General features: G+C 61.9%; 15 protein-coding genes and 2 pseudogenes. 2 read left to right on the forward strand and 15 right to left on the reverse strand.

The features are described 5' to 3' along the window. Positions 1–48: 48 nt before the first annotated feature. From C3B44_RS11605 to C3B44_RS02990, 9 genes are all read right to left on the reverse strand, one after another. Entirely contained in the window at positions 49–258 is a 210-nt protein-coding gene (locus C3B44_RS11605) for a hypothetical protein (protein WP_088267594.1), read from the reverse strand. Beyond that, positions 251–838 (reverse strand): ParA family protein, encoded by a 588-nt coding sequence (locus C3B44_RS02955; protein ID WP_108431060.1) that lies wholly within the window; start codon positions 836–838, stop codon positions 251–253. Before C3B44_RS02955 ends, C3B44_RS11605 begins: the two co-directional genes overlap by 8 nt. Before the next feature lie 63 nt (positions 839–901). Next, positions 902–1576, reverse strand: coding sequence for a tyrosine-type recombinase/integrase (locus tag C3B44_RS02960; protein ID WP_199222473.1), 675 nt, complete (start codon positions 1574–1576; stop codon positions 902–904). Between the two features lie 519 nt (positions 1577–2095). Beyond that, positions 2096–3271 (reverse strand): HNH endonuclease family protein, encoded by a 1176-nt coding sequence (locus C3B44_RS02965; RefSeq protein ID WP_108431061.1) that lies wholly within the window; start codon positions 3269–3271, stop codon positions 2096–2098. A gap of 3 nt (positions 3272–3274) precedes the next feature. Then, a complete protein-coding gene (locus C3B44_RS02970; protein ID WP_108431062.1) occupies positions 3275–3976 on the reverse strand; it encodes an adenine-specific methyltransferase EcoRI family protein in 702 nt (233 codons plus the stop codon). A 57-nt stretch (positions 3977–4033) separates the two neighbouring features. Next, a protein-coding gene (locus C3B44_RS02975) for an IS3 family transposase (RefSeq protein WP_235840523.1) occupies positions 4034–5232 on the reverse strand; the annotation gives its coding sequence in 2 pieces (ribosomal slippage) (positions 4034–4933 and positions 4936–5232; 1197 coding nt in all). Positions 5233–5292: 60 nt separating this feature from the next. Further along, complete coding sequence (locus tag C3B44_RS02980; RefSeq protein WP_108431063.1) at positions 5293–5937, reverse strand: MFS transporter; 645 nt, start codon at positions 5935–5937, stop codon at positions 5293–5295. A gap of 4 nt (positions 5938–5941) precedes the next feature. After that, complete coding sequence (locus tag C3B44_RS02985; protein WP_108431064.1) at positions 5942–6541, reverse strand: TetR/AcrR family transcriptional regulator; 600 nt, start codon at positions 6539–6541, stop codon at positions 5942–5944. A 12-nt stretch (positions 6542–6553) separates the two neighbouring features. Further along, positions 6554–8218, reverse strand: coding sequence for an ABC-F family ATP-binding cassette domain-containing protein (locus tag C3B44_RS02990; protein ID WP_108432531.1), 1665 nt, complete (start codon positions 8216–8218; stop codon positions 6554–6556). Positions 8219–8493: 275 nt separating this feature from the next. On the opposite strand from C3B44_RS02990, the gene C3B44_RS11610 reads away from it, so the two are divergent. Continuing rightward, complete coding sequence (locus C3B44_RS11610; RefSeq protein WP_146183494.1) at positions 8494–8811, forward strand: hypothetical protein; 318 nt, start codon at positions 8494–8496, stop codon at positions 8809–8811. Here the strand turns inward: C3B44_RS11610 and C3B44_RS03000 are convergent. The 5 genes and pseudogenes from C3B44_RS03000 to C3B44_RS03020 form a co-directional block, all read right to left on the reverse strand. Then, the gene (locus tag C3B44_RS03000) at positions 8786–9772 is read right to left on the reverse strand and encodes an IS481 family transposase (RefSeq protein ID WP_108431066.1); all 987 of its coding nucleotides are present in this window, start codon (positions 9770–9772) and stop codon (positions 8786–8788) included. The two genes, C3B44_RS11610 and C3B44_RS03000, sit on opposite strands and share 26 nt — an antisense overlap. Before the next feature lie 112 nt (positions 9773–9884). Then, positions 9885–11823 (reverse strand): annotated as a pseudogene (locus C3B44_RS03005) (ATP-dependent DNA helicase). Between the two features lie 4 nt (positions 11824–11827). Then, complete coding sequence (locus C3B44_RS03010) at positions 11828–14032, reverse strand: YhgE/Pip domain-containing protein (RefSeq protein WP_108431067.1); 2205 nt, start codon at positions 14030–14032, stop codon at positions 11828–11830. Beyond that, a complete protein-coding gene (locus tag C3B44_RS03015) occupies positions 14029–16632 on the reverse strand; it encodes a YhgE/Pip domain-containing protein (RefSeq protein ID WP_108431068.1) in 2604 nt (867 codons plus the stop codon). The genes C3B44_RS03010 and C3B44_RS03015 overlap by 4 nt, the downstream gene beginning before the upstream one ends. A 30-nt stretch (positions 16633–16662) precedes the next feature. After that, positions 16663–17971, reverse strand: a pseudogene (locus tag C3B44_RS03020) (nicotinate phosphoribosyltransferase). Between the two features lie 254 nt (positions 17972–18225). Here C3B44_RS03020 and C3B44_RS03025 point away from each other — a divergent pair. Then, entirely contained in the window at positions 18226–18771 is a 546-nt protein-coding gene (locus tag C3B44_RS03025) for a type II toxin-antitoxin system HipA family toxin (protein ID WP_412841962.1), read from the forward strand. Here C3B44_RS03025 and C3B44_RS03030 read toward each other — a convergent pair. Continuing rightward, positions 18768–19976, reverse strand: a complete 1209-nt coding sequence (locus C3B44_RS03030; RefSeq protein WP_108431070.1) for a cation:proton antiporter — start codon at positions 19974–19976, stop codon at positions 18768–18770. The genes C3B44_RS03025 and C3B44_RS03030 overlap by 4 nt on opposite strands. Positions 19977–20223 lie beyond the last annotated feature (247 nt).

Consider the following 20223-nt stretch of genomic DNA (forward strand, 5'->3'; position numbering starts at 1 on the left):
ATACGCAAAGCCGGGTTGCTGGCTTTACGGGTTGCCGGGTTTACGGTTTTACGGCCGCTTGGTTGTGTAGTCTTCGATGAACTCGTTGATGACTTCAGTCATGGTTCGCCCTTTGGCGATCGTAGCCAGCTGGAACTTTCGGTGGAGGTCGGCGTCGACGAGAATGGTGAGCTTCTTCGTATTAGCGACCGGGGTTTGCAAGACTTCCTTTGCGCTGGTGGGGCGTGGGCGGTTGTGACGTCGCATGGAGTTAGTCATGGCGGGCTTCCTTGATCTGTTGAGCGATTGATTCGTAGCCGTGAAGTTGTCCGTGTGGTGAGTGGCCGTACCAGTGGCGAATTTCTTCTCGGCGGGGGATTGCTCCTCGGAAGACGCGCACGCCTTCTTCGGCGAGAGCATCGGAGAGTGCGGTTGTCGATTTGGCTTGGATGAGGACACTTGTGAGCAGCACGATGGCTTTGTCTTTGCCAGCGATGTCTACTGTGTCCCACATCCTTTCGGTCTCTATCCCGGAGGGTTGGACTGGGACGACGACCAGGTCGGCGACGCCGATAGCGGCGTCAATGAGTCTGGGGTCACCGGGTGGGCAGTCCAGGATGGTGTAGTCCGTGTTCTCTTTGATGTTCTTGGTGGTTCTGACGTTGCCGAGTGTGACTGGGAAGGGGAGCGGTTGCCCTGCTTTTTCCGCCATCTGGGCCCATTCTGTTGCGCTGCCTTGGGGGTCGAGGTCGACGACGGTGACGGAGTTTCCGGCACGATAGAACGCGGTGGCGAGCAATACCGCGCTAGTCGTTTTGCCGGTCCCTCCTTTGAGGTTGGATATTGCGATGATCGTCATGTCTGGTGTCCTTTCTGTGGTTTGCTGCAGGGCTGGTCGGGTGTGAGCTGGTCCGCAACTTTCTTAGAGTTTGGTGGTTGTCATCAGGTCTTTGAGGTCGAGTGAGGTTTGGGTGTAGCGCTGTGTGGTTGTGATTGACTTGTGGCCTAGTGCGTGTTGAACGGCGACAAGATCTTTAGTGCCGGCGTTGTATGCAACGGTGGCGAATCTGTGGCGAAGGGTGTGCAGCGTCCACGGCTCTGGGAGAACCTTTGTGGCTAGGGTTCCAACCCAGCGTGGCGAAAGGTGCCCGTTGATGTTGCCGGGGAAGACCCATCCATTCGGTCCTTGCTGGCGCCGTATCTGGGCCGTTAAGGCGGGAGAGACCGGCAGCACCCGGATTTGCCCGCCCTTGCCCTCAACAGTGAGAGTTGTCCAACCGTCGCCTGTGTCGGTGAGATTGGTGGTGTTGAGGGTGGCGATTTCACCAGCGCGCAGACCAAGTTCGGCGGCGAGCTCCAGGATGAGGCGAGTTCGTGGGTGAGCTTTCGCGATCGCTTCTGAGATGGCGGAGTCGGGTGCCGGGCGCGGTGGGGGTATCGGCCTGTGAATTGAGGGCAGCCATTGCGATGGGTCTTCTTCCGGATTCTCGCGATAGAGCCACCTAAAGAAGGTTCGCAGTGACGAATAGTAGGCATGTCGCGTTTCGGGAGCCCATTGAGCTGATCCGCACCACACTTCCAAGTCTTCACTGGTCACCTCACTTGGGGATGCTGTGCCGAGTGCTCGTGCGGCGGTTGCCAGGTGTGTGAGCCTCGTGGTGATCGTGCGGTGGGATCTATTGAGAGCTGCGAGATGGAGTTCGAATCTTCGCAGGGCCCCGCCATCCGGGAGGGGTTGGTAAGGCATTGGGTCGATCTGAGTGGAGCATGATCGAGTCATACCCAACTTTCCATGCGGGGAACCGTATGCATGGCAACCCGGCAATACGGCAATACGGTTAGCCGGAGAGCCAGCAATACGGTTAAAGTGGTAAAAAAAAATTTCGGCGGAGCTTCCAACCCATGAGGGTTATGGAGGCTAATGACCCAGAGGTCGTAGGTTCGAATCCTGCCCCCGCTACCAACTTCCAAGCCCCTACCAGTGCAAACGCTGGTAGGGGCTTAAGTTATTCCTCTTAAGGCGCACGCCCTGGGACTTAAAATGGGACTTTAGCATTTTGATATTGCAGCTGTAACTGTGTTGCAGCCCGACACGCCCCAGACGGCATCCGCCCGCCTAAGCGTTGCCCTTCGCGCGGTTGTGGGACCTACACAACAGCTCGCAGTTGCTTTCGTCGGTGGCACCACCCTTCGACCACGCCGTGACATGGTCGGCATCCATCTCAGATTGCGGCCAAATCTTGGCCTTCTTCGCGTCATGCCCGATTGCGCAGTAGGAGCAGTTCGAGACCCCTTCGGCCTTAGCCTTGTCGGTCTGCTTCTTGTAAACCCGCTTTTTGACGGCCTGGGTGAACACCCGGACGTTAAGAAGCCTCGTATCCGTCTTACCGCCTAGCAGGTACTCGTAAATACCCTTCTTCGACTGGACCTGTGAGTCTGACAACAATTCCCGAGCCTCCGACGTCATTTCCGTGGCGTTGTAACCCTGGGAGCTGTACTTCTCGTACAGCTCGTTCCAGGCGATACCGCGCATGGAGTTGTCTGTCATCTTGAACACGCTCGCGGCCCAATCGATGACAGAGGTGAAGTACGTCTCCAGCTCGTTGCAGTCCTTGTCCTCACGATGCTTAGCCATATAGGTATCGATGGTCGCACCATCGCGCTGAGCAATCCAACTCAAGGCGACTTCCAAAACCTCTTGGCGTGTCGGCTCGCCACGTACAAAGTTCTGCCATTTCGACATCACAGCCGTGCCAGAATTCGAGAACACCTTCTTGGCGGCAGTGACGAACGGACCTGAGTACACCGCGTTACGCAGCTCTTGAGGCGTGAGCGGAGCACCTGCAATGTTGATCGTCTTGAACCACTGCTTGATTTCATCCTCGCTGCCCGAGCACTCGTAGATGAGTAGTTCAGTGTCGAGGATCAGGTTTCGCTGGTGCTCGCTCAGAGAGGAGAAATATTGCTCGTTACCATCACGGTCCTTCACCACGAACAAGTCTTTGCAGAAGCGTCCGATGGAGGTGATGCGCTGCTGACCGTCGAGAATCTCGTACCTGTCTTCATCAGGGTCAGGCTGGTTGAAGTAGATCAAGCCCAGCGGGTACTGCTTCAACAACGAATCGATGACTGCGACGTCCTTCTTGCCGTCGTTGTAGATGTAGTTGCGCTGGTACTCGGGCTGAATGGTGAGGTCGCCGGCCAGACCGTACAGACCCTTCCCCTCAAGCTCGTTGTAATGAAACCCATCGATAATGTCGCGGATGGTGCGTGGGTTGAGTTTCGCTTGCAAGGTCTAGGCCTCCTTTGCGTCTGGGCGACGGTGACGGATAAGGACGCGGAAATAAGGTGTCTTAGTGCCCCCATCGGCAAGGGGGTAAGACAAATCCTTACCATCATCACCGTGCCTAAATTTGACGATTTCAAATTGCTCAGGGTTATATTTTCCAAGAAATGTAATTGGCACACCCATGACTCCGTCGTAATCCGATGGAATGCCGAGTACCTTCGGAACCTCTATCGCGTCGTAGTTGTCGTACTTTGGGTATCCGATGTCTTTCACGGCCTTCAACCCGTAAACTAAGTTGTCTTCCATAGTCATGAGTACCAACGGTTCATGACGGCGTCCGTGTTCGATATTAGTGAACCAGGCACTACTACCGATCGTCTGCCATCGGGTGCCGTCAGGGTCGATGCGTTGACCGGACTTTTTCACTGGGGCATTGTCTGGAATACGGAACCACATGGCACCTCCGCCATTACGTGTCGCACCGAGCCACAAGCGGTTCTCCTTGATAAGCGGGTAAACCTCTTTGTAGGTAACTGCGTTCATATTGCCGATGATCGCGAATTCAACGCCACCCTCAAATAGCCACGGAAGAAACTCTCTGAAAAGTGAGAACGGCGGGTTAGTAACAACGATGTCGGCTTCATCGCGAAGTTTCGTGACCTCCTCGGAACGGAAATCACCGTCACCTTCAAGGTAATCCCACCGCATGTCCTCTTTGTTGAGTTGGGGCTGATGCAGGAACGGGTGACAGGTTGGGTTTTCTGTTCAGGCCGCTAGAGTCAGGGCCTGGGTCAGTAGTTTCTCCTCGAACTTGACCGGGGTCAATTTCCCGAGTTCCTTCTGCTTCCTTCTTCGGTGATAAGTCCTCTCGATCCACCGGACTATAGAGCTCCGAAGTTCCTCGCGGGTGGCCCAGGGCTTCGCGTCGAGGACGTTGTTCTGCAGCAGGCTGAAGAAGCTCTCCATCGCGGCATTGTCTCCGGCAGCACCGACTCTGCCCATCGAGCCGACCAGGCTGTGATGCTCCAGAGCCCGGAGGAACTTCTTTGCTCGAAATTGAGACCCGCGGTCGCTGTGGACTATGCATCCGCCCACCTCAGCGCCAGATCGAGCCCTGTTCGCCACGGCGTTATTCAGGGCCCGCACCGCCAATGAGGACTTCATCCTGGTGTCGATGGAATAGCCGATGATCCGCCTGGAGCAGGCGTCTTTGATCGCGCACAGATACAGCTTGCCCTCACCGGTGTGGTGTTCGGTGATATCGGTGAACCACACTTCGTTGACTTTCTTCACGGTGCTGAACTGCCGCTGCACCAAATCATCGTGGACCGGTGGCCCGGGGCGGGTTCCCTTGCCCTTCTTACGCTTGCTGATCACCGAGAACACGCCCTGAGAGGCGCAGAGCCGCCAGGCGGTGCGGTGGGCCATGTGGACCCCGGCGACCTCCTCCACGGTGTCGGCCAGGTATCGGTACCCGAACTCAGGATCATCACGGTGAGCATCGATCAGGGCATTGAGCCGGTGGGCCTCTTCCCATTCGGCGTCGGTGATGGGGTTGGCCAGCCACCGGTAATAGGGCTGGCGGGTGATCTTCAGCACCCGGCACGTCACCGCCACAGGGATTCCTGAAGCGGCGAGATCGCGGACGAGCGGGTACTTCATTTTGACGGGATCTGAGCTTGGCCGAAGTAGGCAGCAGCCCGTCGCATCACCTCCAGCTCCTGCTCCAGGGTGCGGTTGCGGCGGCGCAGGGCGCGCAGCTCGTCCCTCTCCTCAGTGGTCAGGCCAGGTTTGCGGTCATTGGGGTTTCCGGCGTCCAGTTCGGCCTGGCGGACCCATTTGCGGATGGTCCCTTCATGCAGACCGAAATCAGCAGCTACTTCGGCCAGCGTGGTGTTCTCGTCCCTGTTCTGGGCAACGCGGACCACATCGTCGCGGAACTCTTTGGGATACGGCTTGGGCATGATGACAATCCTTCCAGGCCCGGGGTAACCGAGCCAGATCAGTTGTCACCTATCCCTGCATCAGCCCCTCAGTGCACAGTTCGCAAGCAAGCCGAACGAGATAGGTCCGGCACTTAGCGTCCGGAGCTGATCCCGGAGGAGTGGCACCTCCCGTTCGCCATCTTCACGCGGTAGCGTAGGCAAGAGTGCAAGAAGGACTATCAGTCCTGCGACGGCCATGGTGGCAAAGCATGCACGCCATCCAAGATGTCCGCCGATCCACGTCCCGATCGGGACACCCGCAGCAATAGAACCGGTCACCGCCAGGGATACAATAGCGATATAGCGGCCGGTCTTATCCGCAGGAGCCCGCTCCGCGGCGAAGGCGAACACGGCAGGAGTCATCGAAGCTGCAGCCACAGCGGCTACCACCCTCAACACCAGAAGGACAGGGTATGACGGCACGATTACAGCCAGACCATTTGCGAGAATGAATAAGCATAGACCGACGGTAAATAATTGTCGCCGTGGAATTTTTGCCAGGACGACTGCAGCCAAAGGCGCCACTATGGCTACGGTCAGCGAAAATGCGGTAATGAGCTGTCCCGCATGAGATTCACTCACCCCCAGATCAGCGGCGAGTTCCGGTAGAATTCCGGCGATGACATAGTCATCCGTATATAGTACGAATCCTGCGGCGAGCAGGGCGAGGAGCCATGCAGGCATCAGGCTACCTTTCTGTACTAAGAAGATTACGCAACGCATCTCGTAGCGTCGAACGCAGTTGATACACTGTGAGGGCCCCATGAGGTGTGACGGTGTCAAGTGTCAGCCCACCAACAAGGGCCGAGACCTGCCGGGCTGCCGCGCTTGGGTTGGGCACTTCGAGGCAAGCTAGTGCCGCAGCAATAATGTCATGGAGATCGCTCGCCATCTGTGCAGCGGACGATGCAAATACCGTCTGTGTTCTTGAGGCACGTATTAGCTCAAGGACTACGATGGCTTCCATCCTCCGCGCCTCATCGACAGGGAGAACTTGTTCCAGAAGATCTTGCAAAGCAGTTAGTGCCTCTTCGCCGTCGAGGCCCCTTAATTGCTCGACCGGATGGTGCATGAGTCGCTGTCCCATTCGGTTACCGGCTTCGTGAGCTGCAGCGGTCAGTAGGTCTTCATGTCCATCAAAAAAGTGCCGTACCGAACCTATATTGAGGTCCGCTTCAGCAGCCACCTTCCTTAAGGTAAGTCCTTCAAGGCCCTCTGCTACGATCAAACGAAATGCAGCATCGATGACATACTGGCGACGTTCCTCTGCGTCTATGCGTGCAGGCATGTGTTTTCATCCTCATTTTCTTTTGACAGATTCGTCCCATACAGGATGGTTGGTTTCGTACGTCTGTCCGTCCTTGGCGAATACCAAGAAGCGATCGAAATCTCGGGCAAACCAACGGTCGTGGGTCACGGCAAGAACTGTCCCGTCATAGGCTCCGAGCGCTCGTTGGAGGGCCTCCGCTGACTCCAAGTCGAGATTGTCAGTCGGCTCGTCGAGAAGCAACATTGTCGCACCGCCAAGTTCGAGCAAAAGGATCTGGAAGCGAGCTTGTTGCCCCCCAGACAGGGAATCGAAGTTCTGCTCGGCGGAATGGGCGAGCTCGTAACGAGCTAGCACTCGGGATGACTCTTCACGCGGCATTCCACGTCGGTGCTCGTTACCACGATGCAGTATCGAGAGCAGACTACGGCCGCGAAGGTCGGGGCGTCCATGTGTTTGAGCGAACCAACCCGGACGGACTCGGGCGCCTAGACGCGCGGTACCGTCGTGCGTCACTGGATCAATGTGCATATCGGCTACAGGTTCGTGTTCAGGGGTGGGGTCATCGCCGCCGGCTGCCAGCAGGCGAAGGAAGTGCGACTTTCCAGATCCGTTCCCGCCGAGAACGGCAATGCGGTCACCGTACCAAGCTTGGAAGTCGAAGGGCCGGACGAGTCCGGTGAGTTCGAGTTGGTCACAAGTCAGAGCCTTCTTGCCCGTCCTGCCTCCATGTAGACGTATCGCAAGTTTTTGCTCCCGTGGTTGCGCCTCAGGCGGACTAGCCTGTTCGAACCTGGCCAACCGAGTCTGCGCCGCCCTGTACCGCGAGGTCATATCTGAGTTATAGGCCGCCTTCTGCTTATACATCTGAACAAGCGAACGCAACTTTGCGTGCTCGTCATCCCATCGGCGTCGCAGTTCGTCCAGCCTTTCAAACCGCTGCGTGCGTGCCTTCTGATATCCGCTGAAGCCACCAGAGTGAACCCATGCGGTATTACCTGCACTGCCCAGCTCGAGAGTGACGATACTCGTGGCGGTGTTTGCGAGAAGTTCGCGGTCATGGCTGATATAGAGCACGCTCTTATTACATTCAACCAGCTGGTTTTCAAGCCAGCGTTTGCCTGGGACGTCGAGAAAGTTATCTGGTTCATCGAGAAGAAGAATCTCATCAGGGCCACGAAGAAGCGCGTTAAGTATGAGGCGCTTCTGCTCACCGCCCGATAACGTCGTCACCGGACGGTCCCGACACTTCTCGAATGGCAAGCCCAGGGAATCTGTGGCGCACGCATCCCAAAGAACTTCTAGATCGTAACCGCCCTTCTCGCCCCAAGAAGCCAGAGCGGATGCGTATTCCATCTGCCGATCAGTATCGTCTGTAGCGGCAACCGCTTGTTCGGCACGGCGTAATTCTGCAGCGGCTTCCTGCAAGGGCGGAGGAGCCACCGACAGTAGCAATTCTTGGACCGTCCCGGAATCGACGAACTGGCGCATCACTCCAATCGACCCCTTGCGGGAGACTGCCCCCGCCTCGGGAGTGATCTCGCCTGTGATGATGCGTAACAGTGTCGTTTTGCCTGCTCCATTCGCTCCAATCACCGCCACCCTCTCCCGAGGGCCGACACGGAACGAGACGTCGCGGAGCAGGGGCCGGCCGTTGGCCAGCGTGTAGCTCACCGACTGTGCTTCGAGGTAGCTCATGGGCGACCACTGTATCACGGTCGTGATAAATGATGGAACCCAGACCTTGGTAGCGGCGTTGAGCCCGAGCGTCGGCCGAGCCGATCCCCCGCGCCAAGGTCGTAGCCACGGGGCAGGGTGGCGATGACTTGGGTCCAGGCGGTATGGTGTGTCACATTCATGTCATATATCACGCCTGTGATAGTTTCGGTCCGAGTACAACACATAGAAGCGCTGAGCGATGGCTCGTCAGCACCGCAGTCGCCTACCGGTCAGCGCAGGAAGGTGCCAAGGTCATGACCGATGACTTCATCGTCGAACAGCCTCAGGAGAGTGACTTTGACGCTCTCCGTGGCCTGTTCGTCAGCACTCTGGAACCTCACTACGACGGCGATCACGACGCGCATCTCACTCGCCTGATCAACGCCCACCGCGCAAATGGACAAGACGCCAACGGCTTCAACTCTCTCGCCCAACTGGGATATGTCGCCAGACAAGAGCCTGGAGGCCGCCCGGTCGGCTACATCAACCTCGCGGTCAAGCGTCACGGCACTGCCAAGATCAGCCCACTGATCGTCGACCCGTCAGCTAGGTGTACTGACCGGGGAGGTTAGTTAACCGGGACACCGGTGGAAGACCCCCACACGCGGAATGGGGCCGGTGGTGATTGTAATCATGCAGCCACCGGCCCAGCGCCTGTCTGCGTTCCTGCTCCGACATGTAATGCCGGGCATAGGCCCACCCATCGGCGAGTGTGCGGTGGAACCGCTCGATTTTGCCGTTGGTCTGCGGCCGGTACGGCCTGGTCCACTTCGGCACAATCCCCATCTCGTTGCAGGTCTCGGCCCACAACCTAGACCTGTACGCCGACCCATTGTCACTGATGACTCGCTCGACGGTGATCCCACGTGCACCGAACCAGGCCACCGCCCGCCGCAGTACGCCGCTTGCCGTCACCGCCTTTTCATCGTCGTGGATTTCGGCGTACGCCACCCGGGAGTAGTCGTCGACGACGGTGTGGACGAAGCAGTGGCCCATCTTCGGGTTGTAGTGGGCATTTTTCGGTTTCCCCGGGGTGGAGGCGCGATGGCGTCGTCCCCGTGTCCTGCCGACGAAGCGCCATCCACCGCCGTCGGGGATGTTTCCGAACTTGGTGACGTCGACATGGATGAGGTCACCCGGTTGCGGGTGTTCATAGCGGCGCACCGGTTCGCCGGTGGCCCGATCGGTGTAGGACAGGCGGTTGAGACGGCACCTGACGAGCACTCGGTGGGCGGTTGAGGGGGCAATGCTGCACAGTGCGGTCAGTTGCAGCGGCCCAAAGCGCTTGCGCAACCGCAGCGACACCACTCGTTTGACCACCGCCTGGGGTGTTTTGTTTGGGCTGGAGGCCGGCCGTGAGGATCGGTTGGTCATCGGTTCGCCGGCGCGGTAGCGGTCGGCCCAGCGTTTGACGGTGGGCCAGGAGCACTGGAACCGGGCGGCGACTTCGGAGATGGGGTAGCCGTCGTCGACGACGAGGCGGGCTACTTGAAGTCGGTGTCGGGGCGTGAGTGCTGCCTTAGGGTGAACCACAGAAGACCTCCTGTGTGGCTGGGTTGGATTAAGGCACTTCCCATTCCACATTGGAGGTCTTCGTCATGTGGTCGGATCGCATAGATTCGACCAACGTCTCCGGTCAGTACACCTAGCCCCGGCTGACCAGCCGGCGCAGGGCCGCGCGCACCACCGCGGGGTCGGTGGTGTCCCAGAATCCGGGCATCGAGGCGCGCAGGTATGCTCCGTAGCGCTTGGTCACCAGGCGGTTGTCGAGCACCGCCACCACGCCGCGGTCGCTCGTCGATCGCAGTAGCCGGCCCGCCCCCTGGGCCAGAAGCAGCGCGGCGTGGGCAGCGGAGACCTCCATGAACCCGGAGCGGCCGGCCGCAGTGGCGGCTTCGCTGCGCGCCTGCAGCAGTGGATCGTCCGGCCGCGGGAAGGGGATGCGGTCGATGATCACCAAAGACAGGGAACGGCCGGGCACGTCGACTCCCTGCCAGAGGCTCAGCGTGCCGAAGAGGCAGGTGTTCTCGTTTTTGGCGAACTTCTCCACCAGGGCGCCCGTGGAATCCTCGCCTTGCAGCAATATGTCGAAGGGCAGGCGCAGACGCGCCGCCTCGGCCGCTTGGGCGGCGGCCCGCCGCGAGGAAAACAGCCCTAGGGTGCGTCCGCCCGCCGCGGTGATAAGCTCGGCGATCTCGTCCAGCGTCTGGCCCGCCAGCCCGTCGCGCCCGGGGGAGGGGAGGTGTCGCGCCGTGTAGAGGATCCCCGCCTTGGCGGGGTCGAAGGGGGTTCCCGCGTCGAGTGCGTCCCAGCTGCCCTTCGGCAGCCCCCAGCTGCTGGCCAACACGTCGAACCTGCCGCCGATTACCAGGGTGGCCGAGGTGAGCACCACCGTCTGCTCCCCGAAGAGGCGCTCGCGCAAGAGCCCGGCCACCGACAGGGGCGCGACCGCGAGTGTTAAGCCTTCGGCCTCGAGCCAGACGACGTCGCGTTCGCTCGGCTGCTCGGAGGCGAAAACGTCGAGCATGCGCACCACGGCGTCGTGCAGGTCCTGCAGGTGGTTGGCGAGATTCGCGCGCTCGGCGGCGCGCTCTGCGTCCTCGCCGTCGTGAGGGCGAGCGATGCGATCGCGCAGCGACCACAGCCCGTCGCGCACGCCGTTGAGCGTGGCGCGGGAGGCGTCGTCGAGCGAGGTCCAGCGACCCGGCTCCCGGGTCTTGAGCATCGCGTCGAGGTCGTCGGCCAGGTCGAGAAGGTCGGCGTCCTTCCCGCCCGCGTCGAGTTTCGTGCCGCGCCTGGCGGCCAGGGTGATGATGCGCGGGGAGACCTCGCTTGTGGCTACCGAGGTGATGCGTCCGTCGAGCTCGTGGGCCTCGTCGATGACGACCACGTCGTGGGCGGGCAGTATGTCCACGTCGGCCAGCGCGTCGATGGCCAGCATGGCGTGGTTGGTGACCACCACGTCGACGTCACGGGAGGTGCGCCGGGCCACTTCCGCGAAGCAGTCCTGTCCATGCGGGCACCGGCTCGCTCCGAGACACTCCGAGGCGGTCACAGAGACCTGCTTCCACGCCAAATCCGGCACCCCAGGCTCCAGGTGGTCGCGGTCGCCGGTCTCGGTGTCGTTCGCCCACTCGTGGATGCGCTTTACGTGGCGGCCCACCCAGGAGATGTCTTGCTCGTCGACGAGCGCCTCAGGCTCCTCCTCCGAGCGGGAGAGCTTGTTTTTGCACAGGTAGTTCGAGCGCCCCTTCACGATGGCGAAGGTGGGGCGGCGATCCAGCACGGGCTCGAGGGCGTCGGCCAGGCGGGGGCAGGTCGCGCTCGACGAGCTGGTTTTGCAGTGCGATCGTGGCGGTGGAGACGATGACGGTGGTGTCTGTCACCTGCGCGTGGCGGATCGCAGGCACCAGGTAGGCCAGCGACTTGCCGGTGCCGGTGCCGGCCTGCACGGCGAGGTGGCGCTCGGAATCGATCGCCTTGGTGACGGCCTGCGCCATGGCGACCTGCCCGGGTCGGCGCGAGCCGTCGATGGCTGAGACCGCGGCGTCGAGAAGCTCTTCGGTGCTGTGGCTTATGGGCATAGTTTTAGGTCGCCATCACCTTAGTCTCTTCAATGGCGTGCTTTACCTTGTCGAGGTAGCCGTCCACGACCGGTCTAAGCCAGATCCCCACCGCGAGCGTGGGCAGCGCGAACAACAGAAGGATACCCACCTCGCGGGCGAAGTCGCCCTGGTAGGTGCCCGTGATAGCCGCGCGGAATGCCTCGACGGAGTGGGTGGCCGGAAGCCACGGGCTGACGTTTTGGAACCACTCGGGAAGAAGCGGCAGGGGGTAGGCGCCGCTGGATCCAGAGATCTGCACGACAAGCAACAAGACGCTTAGGGCTTTTCCGGCGTTGTCCAGGGTGATGACCAGCGTGTAGATGATGAGCAAGAAAACCGCGGAGCTCGCCCAGGCCGCGCACATCAACAAGAATGGGTGTTGCGGCTGAAGGTCGATGAAGAAGATTAGCCCCAAGGCAGCGAGGGTCGCCTGGGCGAGGCCGACGAGAAGCAGCGTGAAGAAGCGGCCGAAGAAAATGCTGGTGCGCGTGAACTCGGGTTCTTTCTCGCCTTCTGCCTGCGGGCGCCGACGCAGATAGTCTGGCTCCGCGTTGACCTTGAGCAGGACGCACGCCAATAGCGCGCCGATCCATAGCGCCAGCGTGAAGTAGAGCGGGGTCATGCCCGCGCCGAAGCTGGTGACGGGGAAGACGGCGGTGCGCTCGACCGTCACGGGGGAGGCGACCTGGGAGGCGAAGACCTCCGGATCGTCGCCGATCACCTCGGCGATCTGGGAGAAGTCGCCGCTCTCGCGCGCCTCTTGTACTGCCTGGCTGGCCTCCCTGAGCCGCTGGGCCTGGGCGGACAGGCGGTCGCCGAGGGCGAAGGCGCCCTCGCGGACCTCGCCTAGGGTCGTGGCGGCAGAGCCGGGGTCCGAAGAGATGGTCGCCCGCAGATCGCCGATGCTTTGGCGGACGAAGCCCAGGTCGTCGATGACGGTATCGACGCTTCCGCGCAAGGCATCGATTTGTGGCTTGAGGTCGTTGTCGTAGGCCGCGCGCGCGGTGCTAATAGCGCCGATTGCCGAGTCGACGGCCTCGCGTGCGGCGCGTTGCGAATCGTCGGAGGAGGCCCGGTCGGACTCGATGTCGTCCGCGGCCCTTGTCAGATTCTGCTGTAGTCGATCGCTGCGGGCGATGAGGGAATCGACCTCCGCGAGGGTGGAGTTGAGCGCGGGCTGCGCCTGCGGCGGCAGCAGCGGGCTGAGCCCGGTTTCCAACCCGTCGCGCGCCTGGGAGAAGCCCTCCGACTGGCTGGCTACCTGCTGGGCCATGGAGCGCAGCACCTCGGCGCTGTCCCCGCGGGCTGCATCGCCGGCAGCCACGGTCTCGTCGAGGCGCTGGCGCACCTGCGCGTAGCTGTCGGCGGTCGCGTCCAAGGCGACCGACACCGACTCTGTCGAGCGCTGGAGCGTCTCGCGCAGGTCCACCGCCTGCTCGTCGCTCGGCGCGCCGGGCCCGGAGCTTTCTCCGGCCGCCTGCGTGATGCGGTCGGCGGACTCCACCAGAGGGATGGTCGAGTCCGCGAGGCTGGCCAGGGATCGCGCCGTCTGGCCCCCGGCGTCGAGGCGGTTGCCGGCGTCATCGAGGCGTCCGATCACCGCCTCCAAGGAGTTTTGGGTGTCCTCCTCGTTGAGGAACTCGTCGAGGGATTCGATGGCCCCCGCCCCGACGCCGGCGACGATCTCGCTGAAGGACGTGTCGATCTGGTTGATGACCCCCAGCGCCCCCTGCGAGGTGATCATGGGGGACAAGGCGTTGATCTTTTCGTTGGTATAAAGGTCCAGCTGGACCGGGTCGGTGTCCTCCAGGTAGAAGGTGAGGAGATCGTCGCTAAATGACGGCGGCAAGATGATCGCCGCATAGTAGTCGCCGGACTTGGCCCCTTCTAGGGCCTCCTCCTTGCTCTTGATCTGCCAGTTGATGTCTTCATTGCGGCTGAGCTGCGAGAGCACCTGGTCTCCCAGGTTGATATCCAAGGCGGTCAGGTCGCTCTTGCGCCCCTCGTCGGTGCTGGCCACCGCCACCTCGAGATCGTCGGTGTTGCCGAAGGGATCCCAGCTCGCCAGCACGTTGAAACACGTAAACGCCAGGGGGATGACCACCAGGGCGAAGACGAGCAGCGCCGACATGACGTTGGTGCGCATCGTGCGCAGATCGTTGCGCGTGATAGTTAACGCTTTTCTCATCGGCGCGCTCTCCTTCCGGCGTCTGCATCCTCCCGCTCGGCGGCGACGGCGGGGTCATCGCCGAGGTGATAGCCGAAGGGGTCGTAGCTTTGCGCGGCGAGCTCTCTCTTGATCTCCGCGTCGCTGAGCTCGGTCAAGCCTTGGGCGTGCTCAAGCTGCTTCTTGCGGAATTCCATAAGGCAGATCGTGGCCACCGCCAGCAGGGTCACCAGGCAGCCTAGGCCGAAGATCAGCGCCTTTTCTGCGGGGAAGAAGCGCGAGGCGATCATCAGTCCCGCCAGCACCGCCAGTCCGACCACGGCGGTAATGGCCATGGTCCGGTTGTATCCTTGCACAAGGTGGCGATGCCGCGCGGCGATGTTGTCCTCGTAGCGATCGCGGTCGAGCCACGCGGCCACCAAGTCCTCCGCCCGGTACTTGCTTCCGACGGTGTGGACCTCCTCGTTGACCGCCAGCCCGCCGCGGTCGAGCTCCTGGTTGACCACCATGTTGATCCCCGACAGCCTGCGCCGCGCCGCGATGCTGATCGCGTAGGCCACCGCCGCCATTCCGAAGAGCACGGCCATGTCGGTGACGTACTGGTTCGAGTAGAAGCCTCCCACGGTCTCGCGCATGGCGCTGATTCCGTAGGTGAATGGCAAGAACGGATAGAGCGCGCGGAAGAAGTCCGGCGTCATTTCTATCGGGTACAGGCCCGAGGCGCCGGGGATCTGGATGAAGACGAGGACGACGGCGATGACCCTGCCCACGTGCCCCAGGGTCGAGACCAATCCGTAGATGATGCTGAGGTAGCACAGGCTGATGAGTACGCAGGTGGTGATGAACGCCGCCGCATTGACCGTCTGCACGCCGATGGCCAGGTTGCCTATGGAAACGATCAGGGCCTGCCCGATTGCCATCGTCGCCAGCAGCAAAAAGCGCCCCGTATACGCGCCGGAGACGGATACATGCTCCAAGCCCTTGGTGTCCACCTCCGCGCGGAAGGTGATCAGCAGGATGAATGCACCGACCCACAGCGACAGGTTGGTAAAAAGTGAGGACATGCCGGAGCCGTAGCTGTTGACGGGGTATACCTGGTGCGACTCGATGGACACCGGGGCGGACAGGAACGTGGAGACCTTCTCGGTATCGAGGCTCTGCAGCGTGTTGAGCGCCTGATTGTCGTTGGCGGCCCGGCCCAAGGCGAGGATGTCGCCGCGCGCGACCTCGATGCTGTCGCTCACCGAGACGAGATTGTCCTGCACCTGCGCGACCACGTCCTCCACGCGGTCGAGCTGGGGATAGACGTCGTCGAGCAGAGAGCGCGCCTGGGCAAGAAGGGTCTTCTGGCTCTCGAGGGATCCGGCGAGCTGACCCGCCGAGCTGCCCATGCGGTTGATGGCGTCCGTGATGGCCGGCGTGGAGGTAGAAAGCGCATCGCCGAGGGTCGACGTCGCCTGGGAGGTCTGCTCGGTGGCGTTGCGCAGCGCGGCGGCGGTCTGGTCCGCCGAGTCGAGTGTCTGGTTGGAGTCCGCTGTGAGCGCGGTGAGGTCGTCGAGGGTCTCGCGAAGCAGCGCGCTTTGTTCCTTGAGCGCGTCGAGACCGCCGACCGGCGCCCCGGCCGCGGTCGCCGCCTGCTCTAGCTGCGCGATTCGTGCGTCGCCCTCGTCGAGCAGCTGGGTGGCGCCCGACACCGCCCCATCGACCTGGCCGAGCGCGGAGCGCAGGGTCTCGGTCGCCGCGGCGGCGGAGGAGTCGGCAGAGGCCACGCCGGTCGACAACGCCCTAGAGGCCTGCGCGAGCGCATCGGAGGAGGAGGCGGTGAACGTGCTCAAAGTCCCGCTCAGGTCGGTGGTGAGCTGCTGCACCTGCCTCAGGGCGGTCTGTGCGTCGTCGATGGTGGTGCCCACCGCGTCGAGGGTGCTTTGGGCCTGACCGACCGCCGCGCGGGTGGTGTCTGTCTCCTCTCCCATCCCGTCGAGCTCTCGGGCGGCCTGCTCGATGGCGTCGGCGGTGGTGGCGAAGGAGTCGGCGGCGCCGGTCGAGGCGTCGCCAAGGCGCTGAGCCATCTCTCCGCCGCCCTCCTTGAGCTGCGTGGTCACGGCGTTGGCGACCTGCTGCTTGAAGGCGGTGCTGATCGTGGATTCGATTGCGGAAGAACCCTGGTCGGTGATCTTCGGGGAGATGGCGCTGAGCTTCTCGTTCACGAGATAGTCGACCTTTGGTTCGGAGTAGGTGGCAGAGAAGATGTCGACGAAGCTCTGGGAGAAGTCCTCGGGCAGGCGTAGCGACGCGAAGACGTCGCCGCGCCGCACGGCCTCCTCGGCGTCCTCCTTGTCCATGAACTGCCACCCCAGCTGGTCGTTGTCCTTCAGCTGGGTCATCACCTGCTCACCGATGTCGAGCTCGCCAGTGAGCTCCGACTCGGCGCCCTCGTCCTCGTTGACGACGGCGACGGCAATGTTGGAGACATTGCCGTAGGGGTCCCAGAGCGCGGCAATGTTGACCCATGAGTACAGGGCAGGGGTGATCATTACGCCGATGATGATGATCCATACCGCCCGTTGGGTCACAAGACGCGAAAGGTCCCTTTTGAATACCCGCCAGCTCGATTTCACCACCGATAGACTAGTTCTTATGGGCAGGTATGGCTAATATTCGCGCGCGGCTTCGGGAAAGCCCATAAAGCGGGTAGAAATGGCGGGCTCGTTGCGCGACAGGGCCAGCCCCTCCCACGGCAGCGTGAGCAGTTGCCGGGCCAGGTGCTCACGCGAGGCCTCCAGCCCCGGCAGGTCCTCGAGGATCTGCCCGTCGCGCATCAACGGCACGGTCAGCTGCTCCGCGGTGGCCTCGCCGGTGTTCGGGGTCTGCGCGGCGAAGGGGTAGACCACCTCCTCCAGCGCCACTCCGGTGGAGCGATGGGTGCGCAGGGCCCGCTTGGCGCCGCCGGTCATCGCCTTACCGCTCGATCGCTTGGCGACGGGGTGCCCATCGACTTCCACCAGCTTATACACCAGCCCCGCGGTCGGCGCTCCGGCGCCACTGACCACCGAGGTGCCCACCCCGAAACCGTCGACGGGATCTCCTCGCAACCCGGCGATAGCGAACTCGTCGAGGTCGGAGGAGACGATGATCTTGGTGTTGACGGCGCCCAGGTCGTCGAGCTGGCGACGCACCCGGCGGGTCAGGGCGCCGAGGTCGCCGGAGTCGATGCGCACGCCGCCGAGATCCGTGCCGGCGACCTCGACGGCGGTGCGCACCCCCTGGGCGATGTCGTAGGTGTCGACTAAGAGCGTGGTGTCGACGCCTAGGGCATCAACCTGCGAACGGAAGGCGGCCGCCTCGTTAGGGGAGCCGTCGTCGTTGATATGCAGAAGGGTCCACGCGTGCGCCGCCGTCCCGGAAGCCGGAATGCCGTAGCGGTGGGCGGCCTCTAGGTTCGAGGTAGCGGAAAACCCCGCGAGATACGCCGCCCGGGCGGCCGTGACCGCCGAGTACTCGTGGGTGCGCCGCGAGCCCATTTCTATGATGGGGCGGCCGACGCGACCGCGGAGTCGGCGTTCATGATCGACAGGATGACCGTCTCGAGGATCACGCATTCCGCGAATGTACCGCGTACCGTGATGATGGGAGAGTAGGGGAAGTACAGCTCGCCTTCGCGGTAGCCGTCGATCTGGCCGCGAAAGCGGAAGTCGCGGAGGTACTCGCGCGTCTGGGTATTAAGGAAGTCGAGGCTGTCGAGCTGTTCCTCCGTGAAGACGAAGTCTCGCAGGCGGCGAGCAAGCGTTCGGTGCCGGCCACCACCCCGTAGCGTCGTTCGATGGGCAGGCGGCGGGTAAAGACCTCGAATGCGCACTGGCGCTCGGCGGTGCCGTCGGCGAGCGCTGCCTGGAGCATCGTCAGCTCGTACTTGTCGGTCAGAAGCGACGTGGAGGGCAGTTGGGGATGATGGGTATTCATCCTTCAAACTCTAGTACCAATGTGATGTGACGGCGCTAACTTCCGGGGAAGGGCCAAGCCCGAGACCTTTGCGCGGCCAGACCTGAAAACGTGGTGGCGACTAGGGTAGGGGAATATGAAAGTCCGCGCAGCCGATATCAACGTGCACGACCGGAATCCGGCACCCATAAACATGGGATCACCCCCGAATCAGCGACACTTACTATCGCATCTTGATTAAATCCCCGTGTCCACTTTCCGGGGTTCGGGCCCGTTTGTGGGTGACCAGATTCGACCGGGTGAGTACCAATGGGTCCTTCACAAAGCTAGCGATGGAGGATGGCGCTCAGGTCGTGGGTGTTCTCCCTGGGAGAAAATACAATCTAGACACTGAGACTGTGGTCAACGCTCTGGCGCAGCACTGCGCGTCGCCTCTGGTTGCGGCCCGGAACCTTTACCTACAATTTCTTTTCGCGTGGCTGTCCGGCAATGGTGACCTCCATGCAAAGAACATTTCGATTCTGCGTGACCTGCAGGGCCGATGGAACGTTGCCCCGATATACGACATCCCGTGCACGGTGCTCTACCGCGACATGTCGATAGCCCTGCCAATTGCAGGCAGAGACAAAGGTCTATCCCGAAGGCACTGGTTGGAACTAGCTGACTCGATCGACTTGCCTCAGGCGGTTGCCAGCAGCGCGATCAAGCAGGCGTTACGGGCCGCGTCTGCGGTCGATCTCGGCACGTTGCCGTTTGCGGGATCCCCGCTCACAGGGGCCGAACGGGAGCTGCGCATCCGCCGTTCGAAGATCGAAGGCTAGGCATTGTTGCTTTGCGACGCCACCACGCGCGCCAACAGGGGAAATATGGCCACGGTCAGTGCACCTCCGGCGACGAAGATGGAGGCGGTCTCCTGGTCGAGTAGGCCCGCGGACTGTGCCAGTGAGGTCACCGCGACAATGATCGGCAGCCCGGTGGCGGCGTACAGTGCGATCTGGAGGCGCTCGCGGACCGGGAGTTTATCGCCGTCGCGGCGGCTGTTCTCCCGCAGAAAAACCGGCAGACCGCGTGTGATCAGGATGATCAGCGGAACGGCAACGGCCGCAAGCGTGTTGTCGCGGATGACGTGCCAGTCGATCTCCATGCCTGAGGCGACGAAGAAGACCGGGATGAGGATGGAGTAGAACAGCACGTTGAGTGCTTTTTCAAGGTCGTCGTGGATGTCGTCGGGGGCAACGGCGTTGAGAATGAAACCGGCGGCAAAGGCACCGAGCACGACGTCGAGTTCGAAGACGGCGGTAACGGCCATCAGCACCGCGAGGATGAGCACGATCAGACGCAGGACGGTCTGATTGGTCGCCCCGTAGCCGGCGAGGAAAGCCTTGTGCACCCACGGCATCAGCCTCGCGATGGCCTGTGGCATGATTCCCACGAGTACCGCGATGACCACGAAAATGAGCAGGATGATGGCTGTAGCCAAGGTCGAGCGGGCGCTGAGCAGCAGCGCCATCGCGGCAATTGGGGCGACCTCGCCAACCGCACCGTGGATCATCACGGACTGGCCAATTTTCGTCTCCTCCAGACCCTGTTGTTTGAGCACTGGCATGACAGTGCCCAGGGCGGTTGAGGTCAGCGCGATGCCGATAACGAGGGCGAGGGGAGCGTCGCGAAGCAGAAGCCATGCCCCGGCGGTGCTGAGTGTGAGACAGATGAGCCAGGTGATCAGCGAGCTGCCCGCTTGGCGCGAGCGCAGACTCGAGCGGTCGATTTCGAAGCCGGCGAGCAGGAACAGCGCGCCGACGCCGAGCTCTTTGAGCATGGTGATTCCACCGTCAAACCCGGCCAGTCCCCACACCGAGGGACCGATGAGCATGCCGAAAAGCAGCAAGAGCGCAACGGACGGTATGTATCCGCGCGTGAGTTGGGAGGCAATCGGCGCGAGCAGGGCGGCCGCCATAATCCAGGCGAAGCTGACCAGCGCGGAGGTCTGGTCGAACTCACCTGCGGCGAGGACGAGCGTTTCCATAAGACTCAAGGGTACGCCCGGGCCAGCGGGGGTGTGCGGTAAGCGTTAGTGAGACCGTCGGCCGTCCTGCGATCTCGACTGAGCCCACGCGGCAGCCACACCCGCGACCCCGAGGAGCACACCCGCCGGTACCAGCAGAATTCCGAGGTTGATAATGGGCAGCTCCGTGTTGGCGCGAAACTCTTCAATCCACCCGGCGATGCCGAAACCCCACCTCACGGCGGTGAGTAGGACAGAGGTAGCAAAG

The organism is Corynebacterium yudongzhengii, assembly GCF_003065405.1.
GTDB classification, from domain to species: domain Bacteria; phylum Actinomycetota; class Actinomycetes; order Mycobacteriales; family Mycobacteriaceae; genus Corynebacterium; species Corynebacterium yudongzhengii.